Raw genomic sequence first — 18,285 nt, forward strand, 5'->3', positions numbered from 1 at the left:
GATCTCGGTGACTCGGTCGTCCCAACGATGATGACTGCTCGGCGCACTCGGGGAAAGAGCCATCTGTCGCCGGCCGGGCTGGTCACCGGGCTCTGCGTCAATGGGCGAACTCCTACGGCGCCGTCCAGGTGGTGCTCCCCGGGGCCGGGCCGCACCGGGTCAGTGCGGTGGCGCACGCGGCGGCGGTCGCCCGGTGGGTCGGTGCGCGGCTCACGTCAGGCCTGCGTGGTCGGGGCATCGGGTGCCGTGCGGGGTTCTCGTGGATCAGGACAGGCGCACGCTCAGCCGGGAGTGGCCGAAGGCCACGATGTCGGCCCGGCCGTCGCCGTTGACGTCGCCGAGCAGCCGCGGGTACCTCTGCGGGGTCCACCCGGTGTTGTGCCCGAACTCGGGGGTCAGCAGCCGTGGTCCGGTCAGGGGATCGGCGCTGCCGTCGGAGATCCAGGTGCCGGCGTTGCCGAAGCCGACCACGTCGGCCACCCCGTCCCCGGTGAGGTCGGCCAGGGCCCGCGGGTGGCGGTCCACCCGCCAGCCCTGGGCCACCCCGAAGTCGGCCACCTCCAGGGCGGTGGGGGAGAAATTGATGTTCCTGGGCGGGGTGGGGATGGAGCCGGCCACGTGGATCCCGCGGTGGCCGAAGCCGACGACGTCGGCGCGGCCGTCGCCGTTGACGTCGGCCAGTTCCCTCACGTGCTGATCGACCCGCCACCCGTTGGCGTAGGTGAAGGACGGCTGGGCGGCGGCCTGGGCCGGGCCGGCCACCGCGGCCCCGGCGGCCACCAGCCCGGCGACCGACGCGACCGTGACCAGCCTCGACGTCAGTGGAAGTTCCATGGTCGCCCCCCACCAGAGAAGCCCCCTGTCAGGAGGAATTCTCCTCCCGACAGGGGCGGGGCAGCAGGTGCGAAGGATTGTGACGGTGAACCGCGATCCGGTGTGGTGGGGTGGCCCTGTGCGGACGACACTGCTCGGGGGGAAACGGATCGTGGTGCGGCTGACGGTCGTGGTGGCGACCGTGCTGGCACCACTGCTGCTGCTCGCCGCTCCGGCGGCTGCCCTGGAGCACGGGGCCGGTGCGGACCTGGAACGTGTGGACTCCTACGTCGCCCAGGCGATGGAGGACCGGGACGTGCCGGGGGCGGCCCTCGTCGTCGTGCGCGACGGGCGGATCGTGCACGCGAAGGGGTACGGCCGCGCCGATGGTGAGGGGCGCCCGGTGACGGCGCAGACGCCGTTCCGGATCGGCTCGGTGACGAAGTCGTTCACGGCCCTCGCGGTGATGCAGCTGGTCGAGGACGGAACGGTGGAGCTGGAGGCACCCGTGCGCCGCTACCTGCCCTGGTTCACCCTGGCCGACGAGGAGGCCGCCGGGCGCATCACGGTCTCCCACCTGCTGCACCACACCAGCGGCATCCCCGGCACAGCCGGCGGCGCCGCGCTGTTCGACCCGGCCCGCACGCTGGAGGACACCGTCCGCGCGCTGGCGGAAGTGGCACCCGATCGGCCCGTGGGCGAGTCCTTCGAGTACGCCAACGCCAACTACGCCGTGCTGGGGCTGCTGCTCGAGGAAGTCAGCGCGCAGTCCTACGCCGACTACATCCGGGAGCACGTCCTGGACCCGCTGCAGATGCGGCACAGCTTCGCCACTGCGACGAGTGAGGGCCGGGGCGAGCTCGCCGTCGGTCACCAGTGGTTCTTCGGGGTGCCGGTGGCCGTGCCGGATCGGTACGTCCCGGGATACGTCTCCTCCGGGTTCCTCAGCGCCAGCGCCGAGGACCTCGGTCACTGGCTCATCACCCACATGGAGGGCGGCCGCTACGACGGCGTGTCGGTGCTCTCCCCGGAGGGCATCGAGACCTTGCACGCACCGGGTCCCGGCGCGTCGGTTCCCGGCATCCCCGGGGTCGAGCACACGGGCGGCGGCTACGCCATGGGGTGGTTCACCGGCGAGATGCACGGGGTCCCGGCGGTCTGGCACGGCGGCGGCGACCTGCGCAACAGCGCCATGCTGGTCATGGCCGAGGACGGGTGGGGAATGGCTCTGCTCGTGAACTCCGGCGACTACCTCACCGGCTCGGAGCCGACGGCGCACATCGCCTCGGGTGTGGTGCGCCTGCTCGACGGGAAGGAGCCCGTGCCGCTGGGGCGGCCGAGCATCGGATACACCTACCGGGTGCTCGACCTGGTCCTGGCGGCGCTGACGCTGCCCGTGCTGGCGGCGGCGGTCCGCCTGCCGCGGTGGTACCGCGGCCTGCGACGACGTCTCCTGACCGGCAACCCGGGGCGGCGCACCACCCTGACCGTGCTTCGCGTGGCCGTCGAGCTGCTCCTGCCGGTGGCCGCACTGGCCCTGGGGCCGGAGCTGGCCCTGGCGCCGGCCCTGGAATCGGAGCTGTCCGCCTCGTGGCGGAACGCGTGGGCCGCCGTCCCGGACCTGGTGCTGTGGCTGTCCGCGGTCGCGGGGGTGCTCCTGGCCGTGGGGCTGGTCCGCGGCGTGCTGCTGGCGCGTGAACTCGCCCGGAGAAGGCGCCCGGCCCCGGAGCGGCCTCCGGCAACCGACTCTCGCTGAGCCGTCCTGCGCCCGGTCTCCGAGGGCGCCCGGCGCGGAAGGACCTTGTGCGGGTCGAGTCCTCCGTCCTGGCCTTGTCTCCACACCACCGTCCGGAGCGGGCCGACAGTGGCCGTTGACACGGTGGGTGAGTCGCGTCGCTCGGCCGGTGGGGACGGGGACCGAAATATCCGATCGACCAGCCGGAAGCTCCTTCCGCCCGTCAGGCCCATGCCGCACCATGTGGTGAAGGATCTGATGCCCGGTGCGATGTCGCCGACCGCACCGCCGAGGTCCGGCTCAGGCGCATTCCGTCCGGATCGGTGGGCACCCGCGCGGACGCCCTGGGGTATCCCTGCTCTGTCTGTCCCATGCAAGCCTCAGGAGGCGTGATGTGGACTTTCCGGAACGTCGTGGCGATCGGCCTGTTCCTGTTCGGCACGACCTTCTTGTGGATGACGGCCGCCATGGCCGGCAAGGCGGTGCCCCCCAAGGGAGCGGCCTGGACACTGGCCAACGTCCTGGCCTTCCTGGCGGTGATCGGATTCACCGTCACCGCGTGGGCAGTCTTCAAGCAGTACGCATGGTGGGACACCGCCGGGCTGGTGTCCGGGATCATCGGGCTGGTGGCGGTCGTGCCGTTCGTCCTGGGGCAACGCCGGCTCGAAGTCGGTCTCGGCGATCTCGGGGTGCAGATCAACCTCTGGATGCACGTCCTGGGCAGCGCGGCGGTCATCGCGGTCGCACTGCTGCCGGCGGCCCGCAGCTGGGTCACGGAGCATCTGTAGGGTGGCTGATCCTTCCAGCTCCGCAACCGCGCACCGATGACGAGAGCCGGGGAGGGCACCCTCTGCGGAACAGCCGGACAGGCAGAGCGCGAGAAGGCCGAAGTCCATGAAGATCGAGCACCGTTCTGGCTCCCATCCCCGTGACGCGGACCGGGCGCGAGGACCGGCGTCTGCGGCATCCCGAGGCGGACGCTCGTCGGATGCGCGCCGACCCGAAGCGGCGGACACGCGTGGCCTGCCGTGGCCTGCGGTAGTCGTGCTGCTGCTCGTCGTCGTGGCCGCTGCCGTGCTGGCGTACCTGCCTCTCAGCCTGACGCCGAGCCCGGTGCCCACCGCCGCGCCGGCCCACCAGTTCTCCGCGGAGCGGGCGATGACCGATCTGCAGCGCGTGGCCCCCCGGCCACGTCCCATGGGATCGGCCGCCCACCAGGAGGCGGTCGCCACCCTCCAGGACGAATTGGCCGATCTGGGCGTGGAGTCCGAAGTCGTCGAGAAGGTGGTCGCCCGGCCCGACTTCGGGACCGTGTTCGCGGCCCGGCTGCGCAATGTCATCGCCCGCATTCCCGGTACCGACAGCACCGGTGCGGTGCTGCTCATGAGCCACTTCAACTCGGTGCCCGCCTCCCCGGCCGCCAACGACGGCGGCCGGGGAGGCGTGACCGCCCTCGAGACCATCCGCGCGATCCGCGCCACTGGCCCGGTGCGCAACGACGTCATCGTGTGGTTCGGCGACGCCGACGAGACCACCGCCATGAACACCGAAGCCCTCACGGACCACCGGTGGTTCCAGGACGTCGAACTGGCCCTGGCCTTCGGAGGCATCGGCACCCGCGGCCCCAGCCTGCTCAGCTTCGCCGGGACCGGTCATCCCGGAACACCGCTGCCACCGCAGGCGGTGGGGGAGAGCACGGGGGTGCAGCTCAGCGGCGGGTCGTTCAGCACGGAGGAGGGTCGCTGGCTGCATGACGCCCTGGAGGTCCTGCCCCGGCCGGTACCGGTTCTCCTGTTCAACGACGTAGCCCTGGGCGCCGGTCCGGACCTCGCCACGGCCGTGGCCGGCACCGACATCGCCGCGCTGAGCTTCGCCCAGATCGGCGACACCTCCGGCTACCACACCGACCTCGACCGCCCTGACCGGACCGCCCTGGGCAGCCTGCAGTCCAGCGGCGACTCCGCCCTGGCGCTGGTGCGCCACTTCGGGGCCGTCGACCTCACCGCCCCGGCCCCCACAGAGGGCCTGGTGGCCTTCAGCGCCGGTCCCGGTCGGGTGGTCGCCTACCCGGTGTCCTGGGCCCTGCCGCTGGCCGCCGCCGCGGGGGCCCTCGTGGTCGTGGCCATGGCCGTCGGCCGGCGGCGGCACGTCCTGACCCTGACCGGGGCGCTGAGCGGGATCCTCGCGTGCACGGTGAGCACCGTGCTCGCCGCTGCTCTCGCCGCGGCCGTGACCGTGATGCTGCGGCCGGAGGTGCACTTCGCCCGCAACCCCTACGGCTACGGGTGGCGTGCGCTCCTCCTGGTGGCTCTGGGCCTGGCCTGCTCCGCGGCGGTGTACCTCGGCGCGGCACGCCTGCTCAGGACCGCCCAGCGCGTCCTGGGCATGGTGACCGGCCCGCTCGTCGTGCTGACGGCGGCCGCTGTGGTCACCGGCGGCGGGCCTGCCCGCCGCCAGTTACGTCTTCACCTGGCCCGCGCTGGCCGCCGCGGCCCTGTTGACCTGGCGGGTGCTGGTACCGCACCAGGCCGAACGGCCGTGGGCGCTCACCGCGGGGCTGGCTGTCGTGGGCGTCGTCGTGGCGATCGTGGCCGTGCCCGTGGTGTACCTGCTGGCGAACGGCACCTCGGTGCTGCAGTCGGTGTTCGCATCAGTGGTCACGGTCGTCGTCGTCCTGCTGGGCGGCGCCCTCACGGCCCATTTCCTGGTGCTGGCCCGTCGCCGCTGGGTCGTTCCGGCCGCCCTGTTCGCCACGACCGGAGCCCTGGGCATCGCGAGCCAGGCCGCTGCCGGCTTCGACACCGAGCGACCGCGACCTGACCACATCCAATACGCCCTTGACGCCGAGACAGGTCGCGCGCAGTGGCTCTCGGCCGGAACGGCCCCGGACGACTGGACCGAGCAGTTCTTCGCGCAGGGCTACACCGCAGACCGGTTGGCCTTCTCTCCCAGCTACTACTTCGGTCAGTCGATCGATGTCGTCACCGCCCCCGCCCCGTCCATCGAGCTGGCTCCACCGGAGATCGAGCTTGTCGAGGAGCGCATCGAGGCCGGGGTGCGCACGGTGACGATGCGTCTGACCTCTCCCCGTGGGGCACCCACGGCGCACCTGGATCTCGACCTGCCCAGCGACCTGATCGCCGCCGACGTGGAGGGACAGGACCTGCTCGTCCCCGAAAGCCAGGCCCTCCGCGAGCTGCCGATCACCGCGTACAACCTGGGGGAGGAAGGACTGCGGATCACCGTCTCCACCCGGGGTGCCGGCCCCATCACCGGCACGCTGACCGACTACAGCAACGGCCTCCCCCCGGTGCCGGGGATGACGATCCGGCCCCGCCCGGCCGACCACATGCCCGCCCCCTACGACTTCCGCGACCCCACCTCTGTGCAGACCAGCGTCCGGATATGAGGATCCGCCTCGAGGACCGCCTGCCTCGGCGGTGCGGGCGCCGCAGGAGCGCACTCAGAGGAACTGCAGGCACTGCCGATCGGGTCCGTAGCCATTTGAGGCACCGACGCGGCGCCGCGGGTCGCACAGCGATATCCGCGGCAGGCCTCCCGCTCCTCCTGGCTCAGCCGCAGGTTCGGGTCCTTCTCCTCGGCGGCCAGGACTTCCGCGTCGGCGATACGGGCCCGGCACCGCCGGCCGCGTCCACGGCGTCGGTGCACGCCGGCCGCTGAGGCCCCTCTCCTCGGCGCGGTCAGAGGCTGGCCGATGCGCTCAGGGGCGGGCATCCTTGCCGGCGCCGAGTTCGGCGGCGATCGCGGTGGCCCAGGCGTCGATCGCCGGCCAGTCGCGGAAGTCGCCGGCCGGGGTGGCGTCCTTCGCGGCGGGCATGTGGCGGACCAGCCGCTCTCCGAGCCCGATCGGTGGCGCGTCCGGATCGAACGCCCCGAAGAAGACCTGCTCCCCCCCGGGGGTGGAGCATGTCGGTGAGCTCGTCGAACTCCTTCGGGCGGGTGGCCTCCAGGACGTCGCGGCCCTCCTCGTCCGTGCGGTCGGTGCCGAGCGGGCCGCTGCTGAACAACCAGACCGGTCGTTGCTCGAGCTCGGCGCGGTAGCGGCGGGCGAAGGCGGTGGCGTCCTTGAGCCAGTGGAACATGTAGGCGGCGCCCCCGAGCACTACGGCGTCGTAGGGGCCGAGGTCGCGGACCTCGGCCACGGGGTGGGCCTCCGCCCGGAGACCCGTGGCGCGCAGAGCGGCGGCGATGCGTTCGGCGATCCCGGCCGTGGCACCGTGCCGGCTGGCGTAGGCGACGAGAACGTTCATGACAGGTCCTCTCTGGTATGCGGTCCTTCGGCTGGTGCGGATTCGCGCGGTGAGGGCCCTGCCGTGGGGTTCTGGGAGGGGGACGAGCGACGACGCCCTCCCACCGCCCGCCACAGCAGCACGCTTCCTGCGGCGATCAGGGCCAGGGGCCACACAAAGTTGAGCACCGCCAGCAGCGCTGTGGCCTCCAGTGCGCTGAACGCTGCCAGCACCGCCAGAACGGCCGCCGGGATCCACGCCCACCACCGTCCCCGCCCTCCGGGCAGCACCGCCACCAGCGCGAAGGTCAGTGCCAGCCCGGCGAAGAACAAGGCCCCCTGGAGCGGTTCAGCCAGTCCGGCCTCGGTCAGGCCCGCCTGCAGTGCCAGCGTCATCAGCACCCCGGCGGGGATCACCGCCCACCAGCGGTGCCCGTCGCGCAGATACACCGCGGCGAATCCGACGCCGATCCCCGCCAGGAACAGTGCCCCGCCCCATTGGTCGCTGCCGGCCATGTCGGCCTCATCGGCCAACATCACCAGACCCAGCCCGGCCAGGGCACCGCCGGGAATCGCCGCCCACCATGCCTGCCGGTCGGTGACGAACAGGTACCAGAAGGCCGCCGCGGCCACGACGAACAGCGCGCGCCAGAACGATCCTGCGGCGATCAGCACACCGACCGCCTCGAGCAGCAACAGCACCCCGGCCACCAACAGCAGCGCACCGAACACGGCCCCCACGACCTTGCGCGACATCGTCCCCACCTCCAGCCTCAGGGTAGGTCCACGGCCGGTGCCTCGAGGATGGTGAACACCGATGTTTCACCCGGCACCAGGCGGCAGTGGCGCGCACCAGGTCTCCGGCCAGGACCGACCGTCGTGCGAGGGATCCGAACCCGGGTCATCATCCTCTGCGCCCCTCGACCGCCCCTCGACAGTCCCCGGCCGGGGGTCATGAGGTCCTTCCCCGGGACATGCCTGTGCCGACGGTGCGGAATCATGTGACATCCGGGGCGGAGACGAGCAGGACGAGGTTGCCCACCACGTCCCCGCTCTCCAGGAGCTCGTGGGCGCGGGCGGCTTCCGGCAACGGGAGACGGCCGGCGATCACCGGGCGGATCCGTCCGGCCTCGAGGAGGTCGTAGAGGGTGGCCCAGGCCTCCAGCAGCGGGCGGCGGTCCAGCCGCCACGACGTCGTCCCGTAGAGCCGGATCCTCGTCCCGCGCGGGACCAAGCGGTGCCCGGCCGCCCGGCCCACCAGACGCAGGGTCGCGGCCGGGGTACCAGGGTTGGCGTAGGCCACCAGCACGCCGCCGCGCCGCAGCACGGCCAGGCCCCGGTCCACCCAGTTCCCTCCCACCCCGTCGAGCACCGCGTCCACCCCCTCGGGCTCGAGGCGCCGCAGGGCCTCGACGACGTCCTCACCCACCACGTCGAGGGGCACCACCCCGTGGGCAGCGAGCCACGGGTGCTTGGCGGCGACGTCGACGCCGTACATCCTCAGTTCCAGCATCCGCCCGAGCTGCACCAGGGCGGTGCCGATCCCGCCGGCCGCCCCGGTGATCAGCACCGCCTGACCCCGCCGGATCCGGGCGATCCGGGAGAGCACCTGGTGGGCGACCAGATGGTTCAGCGCCACGGCCACCACCTCCCCCGCGTCCAGGCCGGCGGGAACCCGCATCAGGGGATGGCGGCGCACGTAGACGTACTCGGCGTAGCCGCCCTTCTCGGTCATCGCCACCACCCGGTCCCCGGGGGTCACGGCGGTGGCACCGTCCCCGACGGCGTCCACCACACCGACGACGGCGTAGCCGGGCACGAACGGAAACCGCGGCGGATACGTCGAGACCCCCTGTCGGGCCTGCACGTCGACCGCACTCACGCTGCACGCCTCGACCCGCACCCTGACCTCGCCCCGGCGCGGCGTCCTCAGACGGCGGCGCACGACCTCCAGCACCTCGGGGCCGCCGCGGCGGGTGGCGGCCACGCTGCGGTACTGTGCGGGCGGCGTCTGCCGCATCGTGCTCGGGACGGGACAGCGGTCGGCGAGGGCGGCCAGCTGCCGGGCGGCCTCCGGGCCGGTGATCGGGCGTCCGTGGCCGGTGGCCAGCACCCGCGGCCGCAGCCCGGCGAGCACGGCGATCGAAGCCTCCGCGGCCGGCCGGTCCCAGGTCGCGATCCACGGTGGCCCGCCGGCCCGCGGCGCCCGGGCCAGCAGCCCGCGCACCGAGTTGGGGTCCACCGTCAGCACAGCGTCCCCGGTCAGCAGCACCCCGTCCTCGGGCCGGTGGAAGGCGACGTGGCCGGGGGTGTGCCCCGGGGTGGGCACGCACCGCCACCCCGGCAGGCCGGGCACGCCCGCGGCCGGGTCGAAGGGGCGCACGACGTCGCTCATGTCCGACTCCTGGATCGCTCCCGGCGGCAGGAGCCGCAGCAGGGGCCGCATCAGCCACCGGTCCAGGGGATTGGCGTACTCGTCCAGCAGCTTCCCCGACGCCTGTGGCAGCTCGTCCGGGTGCACCCACACCGGCACCTCCCACCGGCGGGCCAGCTCCGGGGCCGCCCCGGAGTGGTCGGGATGGATGTGCGTCAGCACGATCGCCGCGGGCCGGGCCCCGGGACCGAACAACGACTCCGCCGCCGTCGCGATGAGCTCCTCCTGGCCGGTCCACCCGGCGTCCACCAGCACCCACCCGGCCCCGGAGACCACCAGATAGACGTTGGAAGCCCACCGGCCACGCCCGGTGCGCACCTGGTGCACTCCCTCGGCGACCATCACCGATTGCGAGGCTCTCCTGGTCATTCCTGTCCGCCTTTCCCGCCTGTCCGCCTTTCCCGCCTGTCCGCCTTTCCCATGGCCGGCCGGGTCCCCAGCATCGTTGCGTCCCGCCTGACGTGGTGGTGCGGACCGTGGTCCGGAGGTCGACCGCACCTGTCCTGAACCGCGTTCGCCGGTCCTCCTCCCCGGCACGCGTCGGCGCCGGGATCGCGGCAGCACTGCCGTGAGCCGCCCCACGGCCGGGCCTCCCGGGACCGGACCCCTCGTGCTCCAGGCTAGAGAGCCAGGGCGGCCGGCGAGCCGCCGGCCGGCATCGTCTCGAAACATGTCCTCGGCCGGCGCGCAGGCCGCCCTGGGGCCGGTGGGGGCCGGCCGCCGGTGGGGTCCGGGCGTTGTCACAATCGATCCGGTCCTGGGGCACTCGGCCGCTCACGTGCCTACGCTGGGAACAGACCTGAGAAGGGGGCAGGGATGCGGATTCTCGTGGGGTACGCCAGCGCGCACGGTTCGACCTCGGAGTTCGCCCGGCGGATCGCCCAGGAACTGGACGCGCGATCGGCCGCGGAAGGTCCCTGAGCTGATGCGTGCCGAGCCTGAGAACCGTCCCCGGCGCGGCAGGAGCGAGGCTCCCGATGGTCCGGCTCGCCCGCTGTTGTGGTTGTGCGCCGGCATTGCGGTGCTGGCCGGCATCGCTGTGGCCGTGGGGCTGCTGCAGCAGGGTGGGCCAGGTCCTTTCCCGGCCGGGACGGTCCGCGGGCAGACGGTGGAGATCGCCGGGCGCGGGTTGTACCGCTATGACACCGTGTTCACCGCCGCCGGCAACCAGGCCACGGATCTGGTGACCCTGGGCATCGGGATCCCCCTGCTCGTGGCCGCCGCGGAGGGATGGTGGCGCGGCAGCGCACGGTCCGGGTTGGTGCTGCTGGGCACTCTGGGGTACTTCCTCTACGTCTATGCCGGCTACGCACTGGGGGCGATCGCCTACAACCAGCTGTTCCTGCTCTACGTGGTGCTGTTCTCCACCGCCCTGTATGCCTTCGTGCTGGTCTTCGCGGCCTTCCTCCGGCAGGATCCGGCCCGGCTGTTCCCGCCCGACACGCCGCGGCGGGGACCGGCCGTGCTGATGTTCACCAGCACCGTGGTGCTGGTGGTGGTCTGGGGCACCCCGCTGATGAGTGCTGCGGTGACCGGGGCGGCCCCGGAGGGGCTGGGTCCGTATTCGACCGAGTTCACCGAGGCCCTGGATCTGGCGGTGATCACCCCGGCCACTGCCTGGGCCGGGGTGCTGATCCTGCGCCGGGACCCGCGGGGATACCTGATCGCGGTGTCCTTGCTGGTGCTGGAGATCCTGTTGGCGCCGCTGATCATCGCCCAGACGGTCCTGCAGCTGCGCGCCGGGGTGACCTTCACCCTGCCGGAGATCATCGGACCCATGATCGGCTTCGTGGTCCTGGCCGTGGCGGCGGCCGCGGTGCTGCGGGTGATCCTCCGGTCGGTTCCCGCAGCGGCGCCCCGATCGGAGCGGGTACCGCGGGCACAGGCGGATGGGCCACGGTGACCTCCCGGCAGAGCGCCGGTCCGGGACCACAGGGCCGTCATCCGGTCCCGCCGATGACGGAGCCGGTGCTGAGGTGGGGGTCCTGGGCCTCCTGGACAGCCTTCCTGTCCGCTGTGGCCTACAGCGTGGCGCAGATCCTCTCGCCCTCGCTGCTGCCCGTGCTGTCCTCCCCCCCTGGAGCGACCTGCTGATCATCGCCCCGTCCCTGGTGCTGCCCCTGGCGCTGGTCGTGGCGAACGGTCCGCACGCCGGTGGTTCCTGGCCCACGGGATCCTCGCCCCGATGGTCGTCGCCCCGTTGTGGGCGCCGCCTGCGATCGTGGTCGGCACGCTGTGGTTCGTCACCGCCCCCGGCGCCCTGTGGCAGCTCATCCGGCTGTTCCGGGCCCCGCTTCCGGACGGTGAGTCACAAATCCGGTCCTCCTTGGTGGGGAGCCCTCGGGCCGGAATGCTGAGAGCAGAGCAGAAGGAGGGCCACGATGACCGTGGTGGTCTCTGAGCCCGTGTACGGCAGCATCCCTCGGATCGCCGGAGCCCTCGGCCACGGCCTCACCGGAGCCGGCGCCCCGGTCGAGGTCCTCTCCGTCGAGGCGGTGCAGCGGCGGCCACCGGCACCCGGGCCGACGGACCGGCGGTGCTCACCGGCCGGGCCAGTCAGGCGATCGCCACGGCCCTGCGCCGCCACGGGTACGAGCTGGTGGCCGCGCCCGGGAGCTTCCCGGTCTCGTCTGCCCACCAGCTGCTGCCCGACGAGGAAGCCCGGGCCCGCCCGTGGGGGGCCGAGCCGGCGACCAGGATCTGACACCGCACACCGTCATCGAGCACAACCGGTGACGGCACCGACCCGCGCACCGAAGGGATCACCATGACCGCCCCGCCTGTCCCGAGGAACGTCCCACCTTCCCGCTCCGGTCCTCCGCCGCGCATGAAAGCGGGGCACTGGGTCCTGTTGGTTCTCGGCGTGCTGCTGACCGTGCTGGGGCTGGGCGCCGGCATCGGCGGGGCGGTGCTGGCCGGTGCTGATGCGGCTCAGCGCGAGGGCCGCTATCTCACCGGCGACACGGAGCGGTACCAGAGCACCGGCTACGCCCTGACCACCCCCTCGGTGGTGATCGACCCGGGCGAGGCCGGGATGCCCGGGGTGCCACCGGTCGGGGAGCTGGCCAGCGTGCAGGTGCGTGCCGCCCCGGTGGTCCCGGACCAGGAGATCTTCGTCGGTCTGGCCGAGGCCTCCGACGCTTCGGCCTATTTGCAGGACGTGCCCCAGACCTCTCTCGGGGACGTCTCCTGGAGTGCGGCCGACCCCCGGCCCGGTGCTCTGTCCCGGCCCGGCGACGACGATGAGCGCACCACGGCGGGGACACGGGTCCCGGAGGATCCGGCCGCCCAGGACATCTGGGTGGCGTCCGCCTCCGGCGCCGGCACCCAGGAGATCACCTTCGACCTGCAACCGGGCCAGTGGTCGCTGGTGGTGATGAACGCCGACGCCTCCCGCCCGGTGTGGGTGGACCTGCAGGCCGGAGCCCGCACCGAGCTGCTCGGCCCGGTCGGCACCGGGTTGCTCATCGGCGGGTTGACCGGGCTCGTGCTCGGGATCCCGCTGCTGCTGCTCGGGACGAGGGGCCTGGGGCGCGACATCGACCCGGGCGCACCACGGCGCGGGCGCGGCCCCGGAGCGGCCCGGGCCGAGCACCCCGGGCCCAGCGGTGCAGCAGCGATCGGGTATCCGGTGCGGGTGAGCGGGTTCCTGGACCAGCGGCTGTCGCGGGGGCTGTGGCTGGTCAAGTGGTTGCTGGCGATCCCGCACTACATCGTCCTGGCCCTGCTGTGGGTCGCCCTGGTGGTGACCACGATCGCGGCCGGGCTCGCCGTCCTGTTCACCGGCCGCTACCCCCGGTCCTGGTTCGCCTTCTCCGTGGGGGTGCTGCGCTGGTCCTGGCGGGTCGGGTTCTACGCCTACTCGGCGCTGGGCACCGACCGCTACCCGCCCTTCACCCTGGCCACCACCGACTACCCGGCCGACCTCGACGTGGCCTATCCGGCACGGCTGTCCCGCGGGCTGGTGCTGGTGAAGTGGTGGCTGCTGGCCATCCCGCACCTGCTCATCGTGGGGGTCCTCACTAGCGGCACCGGGACCTGGGGCAGCGAGTGGGACGAGAGCGGGCGGGCGACCACCACCAGCTGGGGGCCTTCGTTGCTGGGGCTGCTGGTGCTCATCGCCGCGGTGATCCTGCTGTTCACCGGCCGCTACCGTCACGAGCTCTTCGCCCTGATCATGGGGCTGAACCGCTGGATCTACCGGGTCGGCGCCTACGTGCTGCTGCTGCGCGACGAGTACCCGCCCTTCCGCCTCGACCAGGGCCCCACCGAGCCCCCGGCCCACCCCGTGAGTCCACGGCCGGGTCCCCACCCGGCGTCCGGCGCCGGTCACGAGCCGGCTCCGGCCCCCGGCCGTTCCGAGCGGCCCGCCTCCCAGGGCGGGAACCGCCCGCCCTGGGACGCCTGAGCAACAGTGGCCGCGCCGGTGGCCGGGTGGATCAGCGCGCACCCGATGACCGCGTTCGTCCTGCTGGCACTGGGCATCACGTGGGCCGCCTGGGCACCGGCCGCGGCGGACTCCCACGGACTGCTCCCGATCGAGCTCGGCGCTGCCGAGGGGCCGCTGTACCTGCTGGGCGGGATCGGACCCATGGTGGCCGCCTGGATCGTGCTGCGGAACCAGCACGGGTCGGCGGCGGAGCGGCGGCTCTTCGCCCCGCTGGCACGGTGGCGGGTCCATCCGGGCTGGTACCTGCTGGCCCTGGCCGGTCCGGTGCTGCCGGCTGTGGGAGCCCTGGCGACCACCGGCCGGCTCGATGCCGTCCTGGCGGATCTGGAAGTGTCCTGGATGTGGGCCTGGGCGCTCGTGATCCGACTCCTTGCCGCGGTGCCCGAAGAGGTCGCCTGGCGCGGGTTCGCCCTGCCCCGGTGGCAGGCCCGGTACGGCGGACTCGGGGCGAGTCTGATCATCGGGGTGGTGTGGGCGCTGTGGCACCTGCCGCTGCTGCTGGACCGGGACAACGTCATGTCCGCGTCCCCGGTCGTCCTCTACGCGTTCTCCGTGCTCGCGACCAGCGTCGTCTACACCTGGGTCTTCAACAGCACCGGCGGCAGTGTCCTCATCCTCACTCTGCTCCACGGGGCCGGGAATGCCGCCGGGGACGTGTTCTTCGGTGACGACGCCACTCTGTGGGAAGCCTTCCACACTGTGGACGCGGTGGTCATGACCGCCCTGGCAGTCGTCCTCGTGCTGGTCCTGGGCACCCGGTTGTCCTCCCGGACCCTGCCACGCGCAGACCCGGAGGAGGCGGGACGGCCGTGACACGTTCCCGTGACGCGGCGGCGACGGCGGCAGAGGATGGTGGCGTTGACGCCCGGGGCTGGACGTTCCACCATGGGCAGCCCGGACCGGTTCCACCGGGGAACGGCCGTCACGACGGGAGAGGTTCACCTTGGACGTGGGACGCAGCTGGGGGCGCAACGCGGCCGCCGTCGCCCGGATGGCCGGGCACCTGCTCACCGGACCGCTGCTGCGCCCCTACCGCCGCACCTGGGGCGCCCACACCGGAGGAGGTGGCCACGGCCTGGCCCGGGGACGAGCTGCTCCCGGCTCCGTCGTGGACCGTCACCCACGCCGTGACGATCCAGGCCTCACCGGAGGATGTGTGGCCGTGGCTGGCCCAGCTCGGACAGGGGCGCGGGGGCTTCTACAGCTTCGAGCGCCTCGAGAACCTCATCGGCTGCCGGATGGCCAACACCGACCGGGTGCTGGCCGAGCACCAGGATCCGACCGCCGCCGGGCAGATCCGGCTGCACCCCCAGGCGGCTCTGCCCGTGGCCCTGGTGGAACCCGGCAGGGACCTCGTGCTGGCGGACTCCGGACCTCCGGCGCGGCAGCAACGCGTCACCGAAGGGCTGTGGTCCTTCCACCTGCGTCCCACCCCGGAGGGCACCACCCGACTGGTGGAGCGGCTGAGCTTCCGGGCAGGATCCACCTGGCCGGAGAAGCTGTTCACCTCCCCGGCCCTGATCGAACCGATCAGCTTCGTGATGAGCCAGGAGATGCTGCGCAACATCACGGCCCTGGCCGGGACCGCCCACCGCACGAGCGAGAGGACCACCATGACCGGGAAGACGACGAGCACGCAGGTCCGGCGCTGGAGCGAACTGAGCTCCGGCCAGCAGACCGCGGTGCTGACTCTGGCATCGCTCCAGGTGTCCCTGGCCGTCGCCGCATGGACCGACCTGGCCTTCCGCCCCGCCGAGCAGGTCAACGGCCGCAAGGCCTCGTGGGCGGCAGTGATCGCCGTCAATCTCGTCGGGCCCACCCTGTACTTTCTCCGCGGAATCCGCCGCTGAGCTCCCCGCCAGCGGCGCTGCCGGCGGGCCGGATCCAGCACGCTCGGGAGGGCGGCCCCAGCTGCCGGTGCCACGTGGCCGTGGCACCGGCGGCCACCTTCTGCAGGCACGGCTCCCTGGGACCGGGCCCGAGGGCCGGGTCACGGACTTCGAGGTCGGCCACGCCCGGAAGGAGGCCAGCCGTTGCGGCCCCCGGCGGTGGGCAGCGCTGCGTACACCTGGCGCAGCTTGCCGCTGCGCGGGTCCGGCTGCGGCGGCTCCGCCGCGCGTTCCACGGTGGGGGCGGCGACCCGTTGCCGGTGCAGATGGCCTTGGAGCCGATCGATGACCGCCGCCCAGATGGCCTCGGTACGCACCGGGTCGGCATCCGCTTCGCTCTCGAGGCGGACCCGTATCGTGGCCGGTGCGGTCTGGACGAGCTGGCAGCGGCGGACCCCGAGGATGTCCTCGACCACGGTCACCAGCCCCAGCGGGAGCACCTGCGTGGTGCCGCCGTCGGCGGCGGGGAACGTCAGGGTGTCGTTGGTGCGTCCCTCCACCCGCAGTCCCGGAAGCGGGCTGCCGCAGCCACAGGGATCGGGGGAGAACAGCACCCGGTCGCCGAGGTCGTAGCGGATCACCGGCTGGACCCGGTTGGCCAGGTTGGTCAGCAGCACGGTGTCGGAGAGCTCCCCGTCGGGCACGGGACGCAGGCGGGCGTCGACGGCCTCGAGGACCACCCAGTCGGCGTGCAGGTGCAGCCAGCCGTGGCCGCAGTCATAGGCCATCCCGGGGAACTCCGAGGCGCCGTAGGTGTCGCGCACCGGGCATCCGAATGCCGCCCCCATCCGTTGCCGGGCGGACGGACCCAGCCGTTCCCCACCGGCCAGCAGCAGCGCCGGGCGCAGCCGCAGCCGCCCGGCGGCCTGCTCCGCGGCGAGCAGGTCCAGGACCGAGGGGTAGCCGGCCAGCAGGGACGGGGCGAAGTCGTTGAGCTCCGCGACGAGGTGGGGCAGGGGGTCCAGGGCGGAGAACAGCCGGCTGCCGGCGGCCAGCCGGGGGTGCTCACGCTGGGCGCGGGCGATGCCCGCGGCACCGGCGAAGTGTCCGCCGGTGACGAAGATCGCCGCGGTGCGGCGCCGGCCGCGGAGCCGCCGCCCGATGAGCTGCCCGGAGACCACCGAGGCGTACAGACGCACCGTCAGCGCCTGGTAGACCGCCTGCGCCTGGGCGTCGTGCACGAACACCCCGGGGGTGCCGGTCGTCCCGGAACTGGTCCACACGGCGTACCGGTCCAGCAGACGCTCTCCGACCCGGTCCGGGTCGGAGACGAACTCGCTGACTGCGGCCCGCGTGACCACCGGGTCGGTGACCCACCGGTCGAAGTCGGCCATCAGCTCGGGCTTGGTGCTCGGCGCCACCGCGGTCAGGTCGGTGCCGCCCACCTCGGCGAGCCGGTCACGGTAGTACGGGGAAGCTCCCCTGGCGTACTCGAGGAGACCGGCCAGACGGTCTGCCTGCCGGGCGGCGATCCCGGCCGGACCGGCGCGGGACGCCCGGTGCAGATCCCACGCGACACCGACCGCGCGGCCCAACGGCCCGCCGGTGCTCATCGGCCAGTCCCCTGGCGGCCGTCGGTGTCCGTGTCCCCGGGACGGCCGAGCCGTCCCCGGGTGGCGGCCAGCAGCAGCGCGGCGCCGAGCACGTAGAGGGACAGGATCGTGAGGTCGACCGTGGGGGAGTCCGCGGTGAGCAACAACGTGTCCTGGGCGGCGGTGAAGCTGCCGTGCAGCAGGATGCACAGCAGCACGCTGCCGGTGCGGTTGTAGAGCCAGGTGTAGAAGAACGCCAGCACCAGTGGCACGACGAATCCGGCCGGCCCGTACAGCGGAACGTGCCAGATCCCCCACGCCAGCCCCAACAGCAGCGTGGCCACCGCGGGCCGGTGCCGGTCCTGCAGCAGCGGCAGGGCGTAGCCGCGCCAGCCTGGTTCTTCCATGCCGCCGAACAGCACCGCCGTGACGACCAGCGACGCCGCGTAGCCGGGCAGGCGGCCGGGAAGGGCTGCCCAGTCGACCTCCGCACCGCTCACGGAGAGCACGGTGGTGACGCCCAGCTGCAAGCACACCGGCAGCAGCAGTGCGTAGGCGTAGAACGGCCACGGCACCCGCCAGGCCACGATGGTCCGGCCCCAGTCCCGCAGCGATCGGCCGGTGAGCCGGAGCATCACCGCGGCCGCGGCGGGCGGGCCGAACCCGCCGACCACAACCAGCACCACCGCCCCCGCCCCACCGATCAGCGAGGCCAGCCCCCACGACGACCACGAGAACGCGTAGGTCAGCAGCAGGTAGCCGATGACCGGGTGGGTGCCCACCCAACCCCGCGGCCCGGACGCGGCGGACCTGCCGGACTCGTGTGGTGGTCTCGCGTTCTTCGAAGCACCTGTCATGATCGACCTCCGCAGGAGACGCGGCCGGTGCCCGTCCCTGGGCGCCGAGACGTCGGGCCGGCCCGTGTGGGACGCCAGCATAGTGCCCCCGCCGTGCACGGCGCGGTCCGTGACGCGGCGCCCACCAGGCAGGACGGCGTCACGTCCTTTCCCCTTGACGGGGCTCGTGGTGGACCGGGACACAGACGCCTCCCGAGAGAATTGCCAGGAACCGGGCACGGTGCCGGCGCATCAGCACGGCCGCCGCGGCCAACAGCTCACCGCCCCGGGGGAAGAGCGGGAACGCCACGTCGGGCAGGATCCAGTCCGCGAAGGGAGTCTGTGCT

Annotated in this window: 15 protein-coding genes; 9 read left to right on the top strand and 6 right to left on the bottom strand. The window is 73.0% G+C overall.

The window, feature by feature from the left end:
• Nucleotides 1-264 precede the first annotated feature (264 nt).
• Nucleotides 265-834 (bottom strand): FG-GAP repeat domain-containing protein, encoded by a 570-nt coding sequence (locus tag ACH9D2_RS03025; RefSeq protein ID WP_396361273.1) that lies wholly within the window; start codon nt 832-834, stop codon nt 265-267.
• Nucleotides 835-919: 85 nt separating this feature from the next.
• Between ACH9D2_RS03025 and ACH9D2_RS03030 the strand changes: the two genes are divergently transcribed.
• From ACH9D2_RS03030 to ACH9D2_RS03045, 4 genes are all read left to right on the top strand, one after another.
• Nucleotides 920-2,569 carry a serine hydrolase gene (locus ACH9D2_RS03030; RefSeq protein WP_396361274.1) on the top strand — a complete coding sequence of 550 codons (1,650 nt, stop codon included), beginning with the start codon at nt 920-922 and terminating at the stop codon, nt 2,567-2,569.
• Nucleotides 2,570-2,940: 371 nt separating this feature from the next.
• On the top strand, nt 2,941-3,336 hold the full coding sequence (locus ACH9D2_RS03035) for a hypothetical protein (RefSeq protein ID WP_396361275.1): 396 nt from the start codon (nt 2,941-2,943) through the stop codon (nt 3,334-3,336).
• Nucleotides 3,337-3,592: 256 nt separating this feature from the next.
• Complete coding sequence (locus tag ACH9D2_RS03040) at nt 3,593-5,368, top strand: M28 family peptidase (protein ID WP_396361276.1); 1,776 nt, start codon at nt 3,593-3,595, stop codon at nt 5,366-5,368.
• Nucleotides 5,256-5,957 carry a hypothetical protein gene (locus ACH9D2_RS03045; protein WP_396361277.1) on the top strand — a complete coding sequence of 234 codons (702 nt, stop codon included), beginning with the start codon at nt 5,256-5,258 and terminating at the stop codon, nt 5,955-5,957. The genes ACH9D2_RS03040 and ACH9D2_RS03045 overlap by 113 nt, the downstream gene beginning before the upstream one ends.
• A gap of 292 nt (nt 5,958-6,249) precedes the next feature.
• Here ACH9D2_RS03045 and ACH9D2_RS03050 read toward each other — a convergent pair whose 3' ends face one another.
• From ACH9D2_RS03050 to ACH9D2_RS03060, 3 genes are all read right to left on the bottom strand, one after another.
• Nucleotides 6,250-6,819, bottom strand: a complete 570-nt coding sequence (locus ACH9D2_RS03050) for a flavodoxin domain-containing protein (protein WP_396361278.1) — start codon at nt 6,817-6,819, stop codon at nt 6,250-6,252.
• Nucleotides 6,816-7,553, bottom strand: coding sequence for a hypothetical protein (locus ACH9D2_RS03055; protein WP_396361279.1), 738 nt, complete (start codon nt 7,551-7,553; stop codon nt 6,816-6,818). The genes ACH9D2_RS03050 and ACH9D2_RS03055 overlap by 4 nt, the downstream gene beginning before the upstream one ends.
• A 241-nt stretch (nt 7,554-7,794) precedes the next feature.
• Nucleotides 7,795-9,600: an MBL fold metallo-hydrolase gene (locus ACH9D2_RS03060; RefSeq protein WP_396361280.1), complete on the bottom strand. Its 1,806-nt coding sequence runs from the start codon at nt 9,598-9,600 to the stop codon at nt 7,795-7,797.
• Nucleotides 9,601-10,234: 634 nt separating this feature from the next.
• On the opposite strand from ACH9D2_RS03060, the gene ACH9D2_RS03065 reads away from it, so the two are divergent.
• The 5 genes from ACH9D2_RS03065 to ACH9D2_RS03085 all read left to right on the top strand — a co-directional run bounded on the left by ACH9D2_RS03065 (nt 10,235) and on the right by ACH9D2_RS03085 (nt 15,531).
• Nucleotides 10,235-11,134 (top strand): hypothetical protein, encoded by a 900-nt coding sequence (locus ACH9D2_RS03065; protein WP_396361281.1) that lies wholly within the window; start codon nt 10,235-10,237, stop codon nt 11,132-11,134.
• A gap of 633 nt (nt 11,135-11,767) precedes the next feature.
• Nucleotides 11,768-11,935, top strand: a complete 168-nt coding sequence (locus ACH9D2_RS03070; protein ID WP_396361282.1) for a hypothetical protein — start codon at nt 11,768-11,770, stop codon at nt 11,933-11,935.
• Nucleotides 11,936-12,058: 123 nt separating this feature from the next.
• Nucleotides 12,059-13,639: a DUF4389 domain-containing protein gene (locus tag ACH9D2_RS03075; protein ID WP_396361283.1), complete on the top strand. Its 1,581-nt coding sequence runs from the start codon at nt 12,059-12,061 to the stop codon at nt 13,637-13,639.
• Between the two features lie 45 nt (nt 13,640-13,684).
• Nucleotides 13,685-14,494, top strand: coding sequence for a CPBP family glutamic-type intramembrane protease (locus tag ACH9D2_RS03080; RefSeq protein ID WP_396361284.1), 810 nt, complete (start codon nt 13,685-13,687; stop codon nt 14,492-14,494).
• Between the two features lie 251 nt (nt 14,495-14,745).
• Complete coding sequence (locus ACH9D2_RS03085) at nt 14,746-15,531, top strand: hypothetical protein (RefSeq protein ID WP_396361285.1); 786 nt, start codon at nt 14,746-14,748, stop codon at nt 15,529-15,531.
• 140 nt (nt 15,532-15,671) lie between these two features.
• On the opposite strand, the gene ACH9D2_RS03090 is transcribed toward ACH9D2_RS03085, so the two are convergent.
• Together ACH9D2_RS03090 and ACH9D2_RS03095 are read right to left on the bottom strand one after the other, a co-directional pair.
• A complete protein-coding gene (locus ACH9D2_RS03090; protein ID WP_396361286.1) occupies nt 15,672-17,123 on the bottom strand; it encodes an AMP-binding protein in 1,452 nt (483 codons plus the stop codon).
• The gene (locus ACH9D2_RS03095; RefSeq protein ID WP_396361287.1) at nt 17,120-17,884 is read right to left on the bottom strand and encodes a CPBP family intramembrane glutamic endopeptidase; all 765 of its coding nucleotides are present in this window, start codon (nt 17,882-17,884) and stop codon (nt 17,120-17,122) included. The genes ACH9D2_RS03090 and ACH9D2_RS03095 overlap by 4 nt, the downstream gene beginning before the upstream one ends.
• Between the last annotated feature and the right edge of the window lie 401 nt (nt 17,885-18,285).

It is taken from the genome of Kocuria rhizosphaericola, from assembly GCF_044462205.1.
In the GTDB taxonomy this organism is placed as follows: domain Bacteria; phylum Actinomycetota; class Actinomycetes; order Actinomycetales; family Micrococcaceae; genus Kocuria; species Kocuria rhizosphaericola.